Source organism: Pseudoduganella sp. R-43, assembly GCF_049913255.1.
In the GTDB taxonomy this organism is placed as follows: Bacteria; Pseudomonadota; Gammaproteobacteria; order Burkholderiales; family Burkholderiaceae_D; genus Rugamonas.
The window spans coordinates 6,280,675-6,294,149 of sequence record NZ_CP183988.1 but is presented as its reverse complement, the minus strand read 5'-3'; the positions used below and the strand labels follow the sequence as shown (position 1 = coordinate 6,294,149).

The following is a 13,475-nucleotide window of genomic DNA, read 5'->3' as shown; positions in this document are numbered from 1 at the left end:
CGGGGCTTGCTTAATAAATGGGGTACGTCCCCATTTATTTACTGGAAGGCTTGGATGCCAGTCATCGCGCGGCCCAGGATCAGGGCGTGGATGTCGTGCGTGCCTTCGTAGGTGTTGACCACTTCCAGGTTCACCATATGGCGGATGATGCCGAATTCGTCGGAGATGCCGTTACCGCCCAGCATGTCGCGCGCTACGCGGGCGATGTCCAGCGACTTGCCGCAGGAGTTGCGCTTCATGATGGAGGTGATTTCGACGGCGGCAGTACCTTCGTCCTTCATGCGGCCCAGGCGCAGGCAGCCTTGCAGGCCGAGGGTGATTTCGGTCTGCATGTCGGCCAGCTTCTTCTGCACCAGCTGGTTCGCCGCCAGTGGACGGCCGAACTGCTTGCGGTCCAGCGTGTACTGGCGGGCGGTATGCCAGCAGGCTTCCGCCGCGCCCAGCGCGCCCCAGGCGATGCCGTAGCGGGCCGAATTCAGGCAGGTGAACGGGCCTTTCAGGCCGCGTACGTCCGGGAAGGCGTTTTCTTCAGGGCAGAACACTTCGTCCATCACGATTTCGCCGGTGATCGAAGCGCGCAGGCCGAACTTGCCGTGGATCGCAGGAGCCGACAGGCCTTTCATGCCTTTTTCCAGCACGAAGCCGCGGATCGCGCCTTCATCGTCCTTCGCCCACACCACGAATACGTCGGCTACCGGCGAGTTGGTGATCCACATCTTGGAGCCGGTCAGCGAGTAGCCGCCTGGCACCTTCTTGGCGCGGGTGATCATCGAGCCTGGATCGGAACCGTGGTTTGGCTCGGTCAGGCCGAAGCAGCCGATCCATTCGCCGGTGGCCAGCTTTGGCAGGTATTTCTGTTTCTGGGCTTCGGTGCCGAATTCATAGATCGGCACCATCACCAGCGAGGACTGCACCGACATCATCGAGCGGTAGCCGGAATCGACACGTTCCACTTCGCGCGCGATCAGGCCGTAAGCCACGTAGTTCAGGCCAGGGCCGCCGTATTGCTCAGGGATGGTCGGGCCCAGTAGGCCCAGTTCGCCCATTTCGCGGAAGATGGAAGTGTCCATCTGCTCGTGGCGGAAGGCTTCCAGGATGCGCGGCGCCAGCTTGTCCTGGCAGTAAGCCGCGGCGGCGTCGCGCACCATGCGCTCGTCGTCGGTCAGCTGGTCGTTCAGCAGCAGGGGATCGTCCCAGTGGAATGCGGCTTTGCTCATTATGCTTCCTGTCTCTCTTTGTTTATAAAAAATCAATCATTTCAACAGGTCGCGGAACTTCCCGCCGTGGAAAACCAGCGGTGCGTTCCCGGCAAACTCGCAATGTTCAACCTCGCCCACGAAAATCACGTGGTCGCCCTCCGGGTAGCGGCTGCGGTTGTGGCATTCAAACCACGCCGTGGCGCCCTTCAGGACCGGCTGGCCGGTGCGCGACAGCTCGAATTCGACCGTGCCGAACGGGTCTTCCGTGCGGGTCGAAAACAGCTTGGCCAAATGGGCCTGGTCGGCGCTCAGCACATTGATCACATAGTGCGAGTTACCGCTGAATATGGGCAGGCTGTTGGCGCCGGTGCCCAGGCTCCACAGCACCAATGGCGGGTCGAGCGAGACGGAATTGAAGGAGCTGGCCGTCAAGCCACGGAAACTGCCATCAGCGAGCCGCGTGGTAATCACGGTCACACCCGTGGCAAATTGCGACAGTGCCTGGCGAAAATGCACACTGTCGAATTCGCGCGAGGCGGCGCGTGGGGAGCTGGTATTCATGCGGGACCTGTTTGTTTCAAAGAGATTATGCCAAAGAACGATAGTCTAACCTTTGGCGAAAGCGACGGGGATTTTAGCTAAGGCGGCACTTTTTGAGCAGTGCGCGCCGATTTGCGCTACAGTAATACTTCCGGTACGTGAGGAGGGCGATATGGCTGAAGTAGCAATCCTGGGCGGTGGATGTTTCTGGTGCACCGAGGCGGTGTACCTGGAGGCGAAAGGTGTCACCAAGGTCGAATCGGGATACATGGGCGGCGCGCAGCCGAATCCCACGTATGAACAGGTGTGTACCGGTGAAACCGGTCACGCCGAAGTGGTGCGGCTGGAATTCGACCCGGCCCAAGTCAGCTACCGCGACCTGCTGGTCATCTTCTTTACCATTCACGACCCGACTACCCTGAATCGCCAGGGCAATGACGTTGGCACCCAGTACCGCTCCGTGATCTTCTACGAAACTCCTGAGCAGGAAGCCACTGCGCGGCAGGTGATCGCCGAGATGGCCCATGTCTGGGACGCGCCGATCGTCACCGAACTGGCGCCGTCCGCGCCGTTCTACAAGGCCGAGGACTACCACCAGAACTACTTCGCCCAGCATCCGCTGCAAGGCTATTGCGCCTTCGTGGTGGCGCCCAAGGTGGCCAAGTTCCGTAAGATGTACGCCGAGAAGCTCAAGTAGCCAGCCGGCGTCCGCCCGGCACCGTCAGGCTCGCAGCGATTTCACTCGGCGCATATCTCGGGCTGAACTATGCTATGGCCATCATCAAACCCTTGGACGGTGGCTTGTACCCTCGCCGGGAGTAATGAACAGGACCTTGGCCTGGCGCGCGATGTTCGCCGTGTGCCAGGTGCCGCGTGGGACGATGAGGAATTGACCGGGCTGGTCTAACTCAACCTTGCGTTCGCCGCCATCCACTTCCAGCACGAATTGGATGGCGCCAGAAATCAGGGCGACAATTTCTTCGCCGGCCGGGTGCTGCTCCCAGCTTGCCCAGTCCTCGCTGAAGTCATAAGTCGATACCAGCCGCCCCGGCCCGAGGTGGGCGAATGCGCCCGAAGTCAAGTCTTGCCAGAACGATTCGTTGACTTCAAGTGGCACCGAAGTTCCATCAGGGCCAAGGTGCAGGTAAGTTTCGACGGTATTGAATGGTCCAACAGCAGTCTTCATGGCGGAAACTCCTTCAGCAAATCACATTCCCGAGATCGCCCCGCAATAGAGGGCAGTCCTGCAAACAATGAACTGCGCGATACAGAAACCTGCGGAACATGCGGCGAAGGTCGCGGCAAAGGCGCTGGCAGGCTTCAAGCCACGGCGCCGCGCGAGCACTGCAACAGCGACTGCCGCCAGCGCAAGGCCGGGCAGTGAGAACAAATGGCCGAGTCCAAGCAATCCCTCTGGTCGCGGCAGCGAGGCTTGCCATGCCCAGTAGCCGAGGAGGGTCACAGTCAAGGCAGTCGTAGCGCCCAAAGTAGACAAAGGAGGTGCTTTGCCAATCTGGATCAGGCCGATCACGCCGCCCCAGGCCAGCAGGTAATACCATGGACCCAGATAGGCTGGATCACCGAAGATGAAAACTGCCGTGAGCAGTACTGCTCCGAGGCCAAGGGCAAGTGCGATGTCCAGCGTGCGTGTCAATTTGAATCCGAATTCAGTAAGAGGGCGCGAACCTGTTTGTATTCCTCAACCCGCGCGAAGTCTTTCTCGGTCGGGTTGGCGATGCGGCTCAGGTCCATGTTTTCCGCATTGTCGGCGAGCTTGACGACGCGTGCAATCGGATTCAATGCTGCGCGTGCCGCGGCCTGCATCCTGGTTTCGCCGGGGCGCTTGGTAAGCGCCTCAATGGCTTCGACTACTTCAACTGGAAGGCCGGCCTCTGTCAACTGCGCCAATGTAACCGGCGTGTCTTCCACCACGTCATGCAGCACCGCTGCCATGCGCTCGTCATTGGTAGAGACGCGAAGCATTACCCGCAGTGGATGCAGGATGTAGGGCTGGCCGGCCTTGTCGGCTTGGCCGGCATGGGCTGCAGCTGCAATTTCGATGGCTCGCTCAAGGGTAGACATTGCGGCTCCTACTGCTATCTGAGGATGAAAAGGATGACGAGTCCCAACGTCAGAATGAACGGCGACACGAACAGCCAAAGTTCAAGCTTCCGCAGCGTCGACCTGGGCGATTCCTGGCGCCGGAACGATGCGATGTTGAGCACAGCACCCAGAATAACTGCCACGACGAGTGCGCACATCAGCGCCATCGCCTCGCCCAGGCCTTGTCCGACGCAAGACATGCTTGGACAGGCTTGTCCCCTGGGACGAAAATTGTCCCAAACAAGCGCGGCGATTACAAGGAAGATCGGGACATACGAGAGTGGGCGCAGATAGCGTACCACGCGAGGCTTCAACATAGGCTCAACCTCCAGCGCTCATTACGCGATTGAAGTAGACCGTTGGATGGCCGGCGCGAAGGCGGTACAACTGGGCCGGCCGGTTGCTGCCGTGGCGCTGCTTGCCTGGAATCTCTTCGAGGAAATCGCCCTCCTTGATCCGCTTGCGGAATGCGCTCTTCTCCACCGCGCGCCCCAGGATGGTTTCGTACACGCGCTGCAGGTCCGACAAGGTGAATTCGGGCGCCAGCAAATGCACGGGGATCGACGTGTACTCGACCTTGTTGCGCACGCGCTGCAGGGCCACGTCGAGGATCGTTGCGTGGTCGAACGCCAGCGCATCTTTCGCCGTCAAGCCATCCACCGGATGCCAACTGGCCGCGTCGCTGCCGGAACCATGGTGCAGCTCCACGCCGTCCGATCCGATCAAGGCGAAGTAGGCGAAGGTCGCGGACCAGCCGCGCGGATCGCGCGTAGCGCTGCCGAAGCCTTGCAGTTGTTCGAGGTAGGGCGCCTCGACGCCCGTCTTCTCGCGTAGCTTGCGCAGCGCCGTGGCATCAAGGTCGGCGTCGCGGTGAACGTCGATGAAGCCGCCAGGCAGCGCCCAGCGTCCCTTGTGCGGGTGTTCGCCTCGGCGTACCAGCAGGACGTGCAGCGCATTTTCTCGAATCGTGAGAATGACCAGGTCGACGCTGGTCAGCGGAACGTCGAAGTCATGAATATTGTACTTCCGCAGAAATTCCTGCTCAGTCTCGCGGTTGCTCATTGATGTCCTCGCTCATAGGCGGCCATTTTAATCCCCTTAGTGTCAAAAGAAAATAACTTAGTGTATTATTTGCACTAACAAAGAAAATAAGGCGACATCATGAAAGCAGAACAACTGGGTCTTGGCGTCTTCACGGTAAATCAATTCCTCGATGAAGCCGAATGCCATCACTACATCGCAATGGGCGAGCAGATGGGCTACCAGCCCTCTGAAGTCAATCTCCCTATGGGATCGGTTCGGCGCACGGACATTCGCAACAACGACCGGGTGATCTTCGACGATCCATGCCTGGCCGAGTTGCTATTTACGCGTGCCGCGCCGTTGCTCCCAGCGACCATGGGAGAGTGGCGCCTGTGCGGCTTGAACGAGCGTTTTCGTTTTTATCGGTACGGACGCGGTGAGTACTTCAAATGGCACAAGGATGGCTCGTTCGAGAAGTCGCCGGACGAGGTGAGCCTGCTCACGTTCCTGATCTACCTGAATGCCGGCTTCGAAGGCGGCGACACCCAGTTCAGGTGGGAGACCGTACGCCCGCAGGAAGGCATGCTGCTGGTCTTCCCGCACAACCAGTCGCACCAAGGGGCAGAGATCAGCGCGGGCACCAAATACGTGTTGAGGTCTGACGTCATGTATGAAAGGACCAGCTAAATCGTCTTAGCCTTCATGCTGCTTGCGGAAAGCTTCGATGCGTAAATTTCGTTCATTGCCGGTGTTGGCAGGGATTTCCTGCGGAATGTGAGTGCGTTGTGCTTTTTGTGCTGCGAAGAACTTTCGAACTGAAGGCGAGAGGCATACAACATACAGCGAGAAACTATACGAGGCAAGCAGTGCCCACAAGACCCATGACTGCAGCGAAGCCGCTGCAACGGCGCCGTAGATTGTCGCGACAAGAAGCAGCACGCCGGTAACCACGCGCGCCCACACGAAGCCCCTGTAAAGATAGGACAGCAAGACAAGCGTTAGCGTTAAGCGGATCGAAACAGGTAACGCGCGCTGAACGTTGCCGTGAAAAAGCTGGCCAAGCAGCAGCACGATGTCGAGGCCGTTCAACATTAGAAATACCGTCAGCAGCAACAACTGCCCTCGCTTTACTTCTCTCAAGTCGGGCTTTCCAGTGGTGGTACGGCGATTGTGCGTGCCTCGTCGTTTGGTCTGCAGGGGTCAAGCACGGTAGAGTCGCAGGAACTTGAACATCTTTGGCCATTCAGAGCGCGGCTTGAAAACGATGGCGACTTCCTGGTTGCCAAGGGCAGATTCGGTGAGGACAACGTGGTCCGGAACGAGCTTGGCGTTCTCGAACTCCTTTGGATTGGCTTTGCAGACGGCCTTGAAGAACGGACCAGAAAGCCACTCCTTCACTTCGGGAGAGTCTTGAAACTTCAGATAGCCCGCGAGTGATGCGTGCGCAACTGCCACCATGGCAAAGCCAAGCGGAATGTCGTCTCGAACAAGAATATACATCTTCATGTTGATCTTTCAGATAACGCGTTGCTCATCACGGCTTCAGCGCGCAGTAGGCATCGAGATTGGGCTGAGGGCTCCGTCCCGTGTTGAAGCTCACTTGCGCGGTCCATCCAGCTAGAGCCGAAGACTATGCAGCGCTTGCTCAAGGATCAAAGTCTCGCTTCAATAGCAGCTGCGAAGGCTTCAACGGTTGGCGAAGGTCCATCGCCAAAGTTCTTGTGGCCTTCATTATCCCATTCGCAGAAGACGGTCCTGGTCGAGTCGTCCAGGTTCACGCCGTGCTCAAGGGTGAAATAGCGGAAGCCTCCTTTGCTTTCCGACGCCTCGTCTTTGGGGAAGTCGGTGAGGACAACTGCAACCATGTGGGCCTCTGCCGCCGCTATTGGAGCCGGCATCTTCAGCAGAACGGTTGGCGAATCCTGAATCCGGAAGGTGCTTACTACCAACTGACGCGCGTCGAAGTCGGTGATTGGCCTGCCAACCTGCTTCGCAGTCATTTCCCACAGCCATCCGACGAAATGTTCCTGCTCGGGCGAAGCGACCAAAGCAAAAAAGTGCAACGGATCTTGTGAGCAAACTTCTCTCACCAGGATGTGGGCAAAGACGTAGTGATGCTCCCTGGGTTCGGCGGGAGTGGCTTTGGGTTTCTTGTTGCGGTTCCAGAACATTGATTCACGCTCAAATTAACTTTTTTGCAAATGGTAGCATGCCGCTTATGCACTGGTCACCTCGGCGTTTCCGGCGTGCTGTTCGGCAGGCCAGTAAGCAGGCGGAGGATGCCTGCGGGGAGCTCTGTTCAATCACTCCCCACAGGGCTGCGGTCTTTAATCGAAGCGGTCCAGGTTCATGACCTTGTTCCAGGCGGCCACGAAGTCCCTGACGAATTTTTCACGACTATCGTTTGCAGCATAGACTTCGGCCACAGCGCGCAGTTCCGAATTCGAACCGAACACCAGGTCCACCGGTGTCGCCTTCCATTTCAGTTCACCGCTACTGCGGTCGCGGCCCTCGTACAGGCCGTCCACGCCGGGCGCCTTGTTCCATTTGGTGTCCATGGCCAGCAGGTTGACGAAGAAGTCGTTGTTCAGGGTACCCGGCTTGCTGGTCAGCACTCCATTGGCCGAGTGGCCATAGTTTGCATCGAGGGCGCGCAGGCCGCCTATCAGCACCGTCATTTCAGGCACCGTCAGGTTGAGCAGGTTGGCTTTTTCTACCAGTGCTTCTGCGGGCGACAGCTTGCTCTCGCTGTCATAGTAGTTGCGGAAGCCATCGGCTTTCGGCTCTAGCACGGCGAAGGATTTGACATCGGTCTGCGCCTGGGTCACGTCGGCGCGGCCCGGCTTGAACGGGACTTGCACGGCATGGCCGCCCGCTTTCGCTGCCTTCTCGATTGCCGCATTGCCACCGAGGACAATCAGGTCGGCCAGCGAGACTTTCTTGCCGCCTTTCTGGGCCTTGTTGAAATCGGCCTGGATGGTTTCAAGCTTGGCCAGCACCTTGGCCAGTTGCTCAGGTTCGTTCACCGCCCAATCCTTCTGCGGCGCGAGACGGATGCGGGCGCCGTTGATGCCGCCCCGCTTGTCGCTGCCGCGGTAGCTGGCAGCGGCGGCCCACGCCGTCTTGACCAGATCCTGCGTGCTCAGGCCGGACGACAGGATTTTCTCCTTCAGCTGTGCCGCATCCTGGCTGCCGATGGCGGCATAGCTTGGCGCGGGAATCGGGTCTTGCCACAGGAAGGCCTGCTTCGGTACGTCGGCGCCAATGTAGCGGGCGCTTGGGCCCATGTCGCGGTGGGTCAGCTTGAACCATGCCCGGGCGAAGGCGTCGGCAAACAACTTCGGATCTTGCTGGAAGCGTTTGGCGATCTTGCGGAACTCGGGGTCTTCCTTCAGCGACAAGTCGGTGGTGAACATGATCGGGGCGTGGCGCTTGCCGGCGATGTGTGCATCCGGCGTCAGGTTCGCTGCATCCGGCGTGCTTGGCACCCACTGCGTGGCGCCGGCGGGGCTCTTGCTTTGCACCCAGTCGAAGGCAAACAGGTTGTCCAGGTATTGCGTGGTGAATGCAATAGGGTTCGAGGTCCAGGAGCCTTCCAGTCCGCTGGTCACCGAATCCTCGGCATTACCCTTGCCGCATTTGTTCTGCCAGCCCAACCCTTGCTGCTCCAGCGCGGCGCCAGCAGGATCTGCGCCCACGCATTCTTCGGGCTTGTGCGCGCCATGCGCCTTGCCGAAGGTGTGGCCGCCGGCGATCAGGGCGACGATCTCCTCGTCGTCCATGGCCATGCGGCCGAAAGCCTGGCGAATATCGGCTGCGGCGGCGATCGGATCAGGCTTGCCTTCGGGGCCTTCAGGATTCACGTAGATCAGGCCCATCTGGGTGGCGGCCAGCGCGCCTTTCAGCTCACGCTTGCCGCTGAAGCGGTCGGCGCCCAGCCATTTGTTTTCGGCGCCCCAGAATACCTTGTCGGCTTCCCAGGCATCGGTGCGCCCACCGGCAAAACCGATGGTCTTGAAGCCCATGTTTTCCATCGCCACATTGCCGGCCAGGACCATCAGGTCGGCCCAGGAAATCTTGCGGCCGTATTTCTGTTTGACTGGCCACAGCAAGCGGCGCGCCTTGTCCAGGCTGACGTTGTCGGGCCAGCTATTCAGCGGTTCGAAGCGCTGCTGGCCGCTGGCCGCACCGCCGCGGCCATCGCCTACGCGATAGGTGCCGGCGCTGTGCCATGCCATGCGGATGAAGAATGGACCGTAGTTGCCGTAGTCTGCCGGCCACCAGGGCTGGGAATTGGTCAGGGCTGTGTTGATGTCTTTTTTGACTGCCTTCAGGTCGAGGCTCTGGAATTCTTTGGCGTAGTTGAAGTTTGCGCCGTAGGGATTGGATTCGGGGGAATGCTGGCGTAGCGGTTGGAGGTCCAGTTTCTCGGGCCACCGGTTCTGCCCGCCGGCTACCTTGTCGGCGGCGTAGGCGAGCTGCGGTTCGAAGAGTGGAAGAAGGCCTGCCAGCATGGCCAGCACGGCGAGTTTGCGATTGCTCATCACGGTTTCTCCTTGTTGTTGTCAGGGAAACCTTAGGCTAAAGCAAGAGTATGGATTGATCTAATTGATTGTTTTCATGAAATCGATAGTGTAAACACTATAGCGCGAGCCACATGTGAACTTTTGCCCGAAATCCCGTCGCGGTTCGTATTGCCATCGGCTCGATCCCGAAGCTGCGGAAGCCTGCTGCTTCATAGAGGGCGATGGCGGGGGCGTTGCCCTCGGTGGCGGTCAGCGTCACGACTGCCAGGCCAGGCCGCTGCCTGGCCTGGTTGAGGGCGATATCCACCAATTGGCGGCCGAGGCCCTTGCCGCGCCATACCTTTTCCACGTACATGCCAATCAAGTGAGCCTTGTGACGGGTCTTCGGCCGGACTGAGAATTCCACAGCCACCACGCCGATCAGTTGTGCATCGTTGAACGCGCCAAAAGCAATGATGTCCTGGCCGGGGCCGCCGATGCGCTGCTCCCACCAGGACAAGGGCAAGCCAGCGCGTTCTTCCGGCGTAGCCGTGAAAGCATCCGGCTCTTGCTCATAGCCGTGCAACACAAGCGCGCGATATTGCGCCGCATGTTCGGCGCTTAAGGCTTGGACGTGTGGCGATATGTGGTGAGCGGTGGAGTTCATCGCGAGAAATGGGCAGCCAAAGTCGTATCCAGCTGTGCCAGAAAATTTGAACCATACTTCCCGGATTCCAAGCCAAGTCGCAATTGCGATGGAACATCAGGCGTATATTCCTCAGTCAGCGATGCCAACCCCATGGCAATGGCTGCCACGCTATCGACGTCGCCACCAAAATTCACGCAGTCGCGCATCAAGTCGGACATGCGCCTGTTCCTGAGCAATGCGGTACTCATAGCATGCACTGTCTGGATGGCGTCGCATTCGACCTTGCCGGCCCAATCTGTTCTCAACTCGAACCCAGTATCGGTTCGGATCATGCGTGGCAAGTCCTCGAGGGTGGCGCGTCCATGCACCAGATGATGCGCCATCAATGCCACAACTTGTGATGACAGAATACCGTCTGGCGTATCGTGAGTGACCACAGCTTGTTCGCGAGCTGTCGCCAATAGCAGATGCTTGTCCGGGATAAGCCCCAATGGGACCGAACGCATTGCAGCGCCATTGCGGGCACTATTTGGATGGATCTTTTTCCGCAATTCGATGCCGCTGCCACAGTCGTCCAGCAAGCTTTGCAGGCCTTTGGCGTAACCCATTCTGGGATCGCGCTTATAACAGCGAACAAACGCGTCGGCGAAAGCATCGCTGGTCCAGTCAGTGGATGCCAGCAGGACTTCCGCAACTGCCATGCTCATTTGCGTATCGTCGGTATAACGGCCAGGCGCCATCCCGCACTCGTGGGACACATAGGAAGCCAGATTATTGTGGCGCTCAATCTTCTCGCGGCTGCAGAATTCGAAACCTGCGCCATAGGCGTCACCAAAGGCAATTTCCAACAACACGATCACTCTCCCGAAACAAGGCCTTATGCTGCGATTTGGCGGAAAATTCTAGCACGCTGTCATGGCAATGGAATGTTGAGGCTGTGATCGGAAGGTTGCGGCGTGACGCCAAGGATCTTCAGTTGGGCCGGGTGGGGCGGGCACTTGCGTCACATCGGTTTCATTAGACGGACCAGCTTCCCTTGGTAGGCAGCTTCCGAAATTACCTTACTGATTTGCGGTCCCGCAGCTTGGCCCAACACCTCAATTTCGTTGAGATTTTCATCCACCACTACGGCGCGTATTTCACTGGTAAGCCGAGCGGACAACGCGAGCCAACTAGTCACTGGCCCACCATCACCGCAATTCAAACAACGAGTGAAATAGCTGCCACCTTGCACGAATGCTCCAAACTGGTTCGAGCGACAGCGGGGGCAAATGTAAGGAGTATCCATAAGTGATTGCGTATCTCGCTAGTAACTGGCAGCCGAAGCGCGCAGCGTGGAGGCAGGGCGTCGGCTTGAATGCATTGTTAAGTTGACCCCATGGGCGACCCAATTGCTCTCGCATACTCGCTAATGATTTTGGATCTATTGAGTAACTTTGCTGCCCGCATCTCAAGAGCCTGAAGGTGTTCGCTTGGATCGGTGCTGCCCACAACCAGTAGTGTTTCCTCATCAAATATTCCTGCGTCCCGACAGTCCTTCAGGGCCAGTACCAATGCATTGAATCTTTGATCTCTAGCGGAAGACCAAGCGGCATGTTCGATGGATGTTTGATTGGATAGGGTAGCCAAGCGTGAACTTATGGGAGAGAAAAGATCATCGTGCGCGGAATCAGGCCACTCGACAAAGATGAAACCAATGTCAGGGTAGGACAGCTCATTTTCCCGAACCCAGTCGACGGTACACGCGACATGGTAAAGAGTTCTTACATCGTCATCGGTCGCAAGTGCGAATCCAAATAGCGGGCCATCTGTCTTTAGCGTCGCGGCTGATCGACGAACTGCCAACGCTACCGACTTGCGAAGTTCTTCTTGGATGTCCATAAAGTTTAGTGCCGGCTTAACGCGTTAATGCAGGCGCGCCGTAGGCGTCGAAGTGAATCCCGCATAAAGTCGCGGTGCTTGCTCGGATCTGGTTTTTCTTTCCAGTGCCTTGCCATGGGCGCGTACAGATAAACCTAACAACGTGCATAAGACGTCATACTGGCATGTTCAAAATTACAATCATGACGTCTAATAGCGTAAGACGCAACTTCTTGTGCCGGTACACTTGTGAAAATGCTGCGATTAGTTTGCACAAACGGCGGTAGTTTATCGCGGAAAGGCCAAAGAGCAGGAATTGAACGAGTTACAGGGGAACCTGGCCAGCCAACCGAGTGCAACCGGCCAGCCGGGATCAGTGGTCGTCGTAGATGTAACGCCGCGACCAGGGAAACGAAGAAGGATGCCGCCCCGCCTTGCCGCACACGATCTGGTAAAGACTGATCCAGTCCTGGTCGAATGCATAGGCGCAGCCGGCGAGGTAGACGTGCCAGATGCGGAAGCGCTTGTCGCCCGCCAGTTCGCGCACCTTCTCCTCGTGTTCTTCAAAGTTCTCGGTCCAGATGGCGCAGGTGCGGGCGTAGTGGCGACGCAGGTTTTCCACGTCGTAGGCCTCGAGCTGGCCTTGCTGCATGGCTTTCAGCACTTGGCCGATGTGGGCCAGCTCGCCGTGCGGGAAGACATACTTCTCGATGAACTCGCCTCCGCCATACGGTGTCTCGCCGTTATCCGGATCGGTCGACGTAATCCCGTGGTTCATCACCAGCCCATCGTCGGCCAGCAGCCTGTTGATAATCCCGAAGTACTCCACAAGGTGCTTGATGCCCACGTGCTCGAACATGCCGACGCTGGTGATGCGGTCGAAGCTGCCTTGCACGTCGCGATAGTCCTGCAAGCGAATCTCGACCAGGTCCGACAGCCCGGCGGCGCGCACACGCTCCTGCGCCAGCGCATGCTGGTTTTCGCTCAGCGTGATGCCGGTGCAGCGCGCGCCGAACTTCTGGGCGGCGCGGATCACCAGTGCGCCCCAGCCGCATCCGATATCGAGCAGCGTCTGTCCCGGCTGCAGCCGGATCTTGGCCAGGATATGGTCGATCTTCTTGATCTGCGCGGTAGCCAGGTCCTCGTCGCCATTTTCGAAGTAGGCGCAGGAATACACCATGTTCGGATCGAGGAACTGCTGGTAGAACTCGTTGGAGACGTCGTAGTGGTAGCGGATCGCTTCCGCATCGCCCTTGCGGTTGTGGTGGAAGCTGCGCGCGATGCGGGCCAGGCTGCTGCTGTCATTCAGCGAGCTGCGGGCGAGGGCGTTGACCACCTTGATCATGTCGACGGCGCGTCCGGTCACTTCGATGGCGCCTTCGACATAGGCGGTGCCCAGGCTGGAGAGCGAGGGCTTGAGCAGGTAGCGCGCCGCGGCTGGGCTGGGGACGCGGATCGTCACGCGCGGCGCTTCTTGCGAGAAGTCGAAGCTGCGGCCATTCCACAGCTCGATCCTCAGGGGCAGGGCGACTTGCGGGGCAATGCTGCTGATCCAGCTGTTGATGCGGTTTTGTACAAACATGCGCCTGCCCCTTC

General features: G+C 58.6%; 17 protein-coding genes. 2 read left to right on the top strand and 15 right to left on the bottom strand.

Annotated elements, in window-relative coordinates:
- Positions 1-38: 38 nt before the first annotated feature.
- Positions 39-1,217, bottom strand: coding sequence for an acyl-CoA dehydrogenase (locus ACN9M3_RS28805; protein WP_426165322.1), 1,179 nt, complete (start codon positions 1,215-1,217; stop codon positions 39-41).
- Between the two features lie 36 nt (positions 1,218-1,253).
- Positions 1,254-1,760: a flavin reductase family protein gene (locus tag ACN9M3_RS28800; protein ID WP_426319404.1), complete on the bottom strand. Its 507-nt coding sequence runs from the start codon at positions 1,758-1,760 to the stop codon at positions 1,254-1,256.
- 151 nt (positions 1,761-1,911) lie between these two features.
- Between ACN9M3_RS28800 and msrA the strand changes: the two genes are divergently transcribed.
- Positions 1,912-2,436: a peptide-methionine (S)-S-oxide reductase MsrA gene (gene msrA, locus ACN9M3_RS28795; protein WP_426165318.1), complete on the top strand. Its 525-nt coding sequence runs from the start codon at positions 1,912-1,914 to the stop codon at positions 2,434-2,436.
- A gap of 84 nt (positions 2,437-2,520) precedes the next feature.
- Here msrA and ACN9M3_RS28790 read toward each other — a convergent pair whose 3' ends face one another.
- Genes ACN9M3_RS28790 through ACN9M3_RS28770 form a run of 5 tightly spaced genes read right to left on the bottom strand, consistent with a single transcriptional unit; the run spans position 2,521 to position 4,904 of the window.
- Positions 2,521-2,925: a cupin domain-containing protein gene (locus tag ACN9M3_RS28790; RefSeq protein ID WP_426319403.1), complete on the bottom strand. Its 405-nt coding sequence runs from the start codon at positions 2,923-2,925 to the stop codon at positions 2,521-2,523.
- 21 nt (positions 2,926-2,946) lie between these two features.
- Positions 2,947-3,393 carry a hypothetical protein gene (locus ACN9M3_RS28785; RefSeq protein ID WP_426165314.1) on the bottom strand — a complete coding sequence of 149 codons (447 nt, stop codon included), beginning with the start codon at positions 3,391-3,393 and terminating at the stop codon, positions 2,947-2,949.
- Complete coding sequence (locus tag ACN9M3_RS28780) at positions 3,390-3,821, bottom strand: HD domain-containing protein (protein ID WP_426319402.1); 432 nt, start codon at positions 3,819-3,821, stop codon at positions 3,390-3,392. Before ACN9M3_RS28780 ends, ACN9M3_RS28785 begins: the two co-directional genes overlap by 4 nt.
- 14 nt (positions 3,822-3,835) lie before the next feature.
- A complete protein-coding gene (locus ACN9M3_RS28775) occupies positions 3,836-4,159 on the bottom strand; it encodes a hypothetical protein (protein ID WP_426319401.1) in 324 nt (107 codons plus the stop codon).
- A 4-nt stretch (positions 4,160-4,163) separates the two neighbouring features.
- Positions 4,164-4,904 carry an NUDIX hydrolase gene (locus ACN9M3_RS28770; RefSeq protein WP_426319400.1) on the bottom strand — a complete coding sequence of 247 codons (741 nt, stop codon included), beginning with the start codon at positions 4,902-4,904 and terminating at the stop codon, positions 4,164-4,166.
- A 99-nt stretch (positions 4,905-5,003) separates the two neighbouring features.
- Here ACN9M3_RS28770 and ACN9M3_RS28765 point away from each other — a divergent pair, with 99 nt between their 5' ends.
- Positions 5,004-5,552, top strand: a complete 549-nt coding sequence (locus tag ACN9M3_RS28765; RefSeq protein WP_426319399.1) for a 2OG-Fe(II) oxygenase — start codon at positions 5,004-5,006, stop codon at positions 5,550-5,552.
- 6 nt (positions 5,553-5,558) lie between these two features.
- Here the strand turns inward: ACN9M3_RS28765 and ACN9M3_RS28760 are convergent, their stop codons facing one another.
- The 8 genes from ACN9M3_RS28760 to ACN9M3_RS28725 all read right to left on the bottom strand — a co-directional run bounded on the left by ACN9M3_RS28760 (position 5,559) and on the right by ACN9M3_RS28725 (position 13,461).
- Complete coding sequence (locus ACN9M3_RS28760; protein WP_426319398.1) at positions 5,559-6,005, bottom strand: hypothetical protein; 447 nt, start codon at positions 6,003-6,005, stop codon at positions 5,559-5,561.
- A 60-nt stretch (positions 6,006-6,065) separates the two neighbouring features.
- The gene (locus tag ACN9M3_RS28755) at positions 6,066-6,371 is read right to left on the bottom strand and encodes a hypothetical protein (RefSeq protein ID WP_426319397.1); all 306 of its coding nucleotides are present in this window, start codon (positions 6,369-6,371) and stop codon (positions 6,066-6,068) included.
- Positions 6,372-6,517: 146 nt separating this feature from the next.
- Positions 6,518-7,036 carry a hypothetical protein gene (locus ACN9M3_RS28750; RefSeq protein ID WP_426319396.1) on the bottom strand — a complete coding sequence of 173 codons (519 nt, stop codon included), beginning with the start codon at positions 7,034-7,036 and terminating at the stop codon, positions 6,518-6,520.
- 156 nt (positions 7,037-7,192) lie between these two features.
- The gene (gene katG / locus ACN9M3_RS28745; RefSeq protein ID WP_426319395.1) at positions 7,193-9,409 is read right to left on the bottom strand and encodes a catalase/peroxidase HPI; all 2,217 of its coding nucleotides are present in this window, start codon (positions 9,407-9,409) and stop codon (positions 7,193-7,195) included.
- 97 nt (positions 9,410-9,506) lie between these two features.
- Positions 9,507-10,037, bottom strand: a complete 531-nt coding sequence (locus ACN9M3_RS28740; protein ID WP_426319394.1) for a GNAT family N-acetyltransferase — start codon at positions 10,035-10,037, stop codon at positions 9,507-9,509.
- Entirely contained in the window at positions 10,034-10,873 is an 840-nt protein-coding gene (locus ACN9M3_RS28735) for an ADP-ribosylglycohydrolase family protein (protein ID WP_426319393.1), read from the bottom strand. The genes ACN9M3_RS28740 and ACN9M3_RS28735 overlap by 4 nt, the downstream gene beginning before the upstream one ends.
- Positions 10,874-11,384: 511 nt before the next feature.
- Positions 11,385-11,900 carry a DUF4303 domain-containing protein gene (locus ACN9M3_RS28730; RefSeq protein ID WP_426319392.1) on the bottom strand — a complete coding sequence of 172 codons (516 nt, stop codon included), beginning with the start codon at positions 11,898-11,900 and terminating at the stop codon, positions 11,385-11,387.
- A gap of 352 nt (positions 11,901-12,252) precedes the next feature.
- Positions 12,253-13,461 carry a class I SAM-dependent methyltransferase gene (locus ACN9M3_RS28725; RefSeq protein WP_426319391.1) on the bottom strand — a complete coding sequence of 403 codons (1,209 nt, stop codon included), beginning with the start codon at positions 13,459-13,461 and terminating at the stop codon, positions 12,253-12,255.
- Positions 13,462-13,475: the final 14 nt, after the last annotated feature.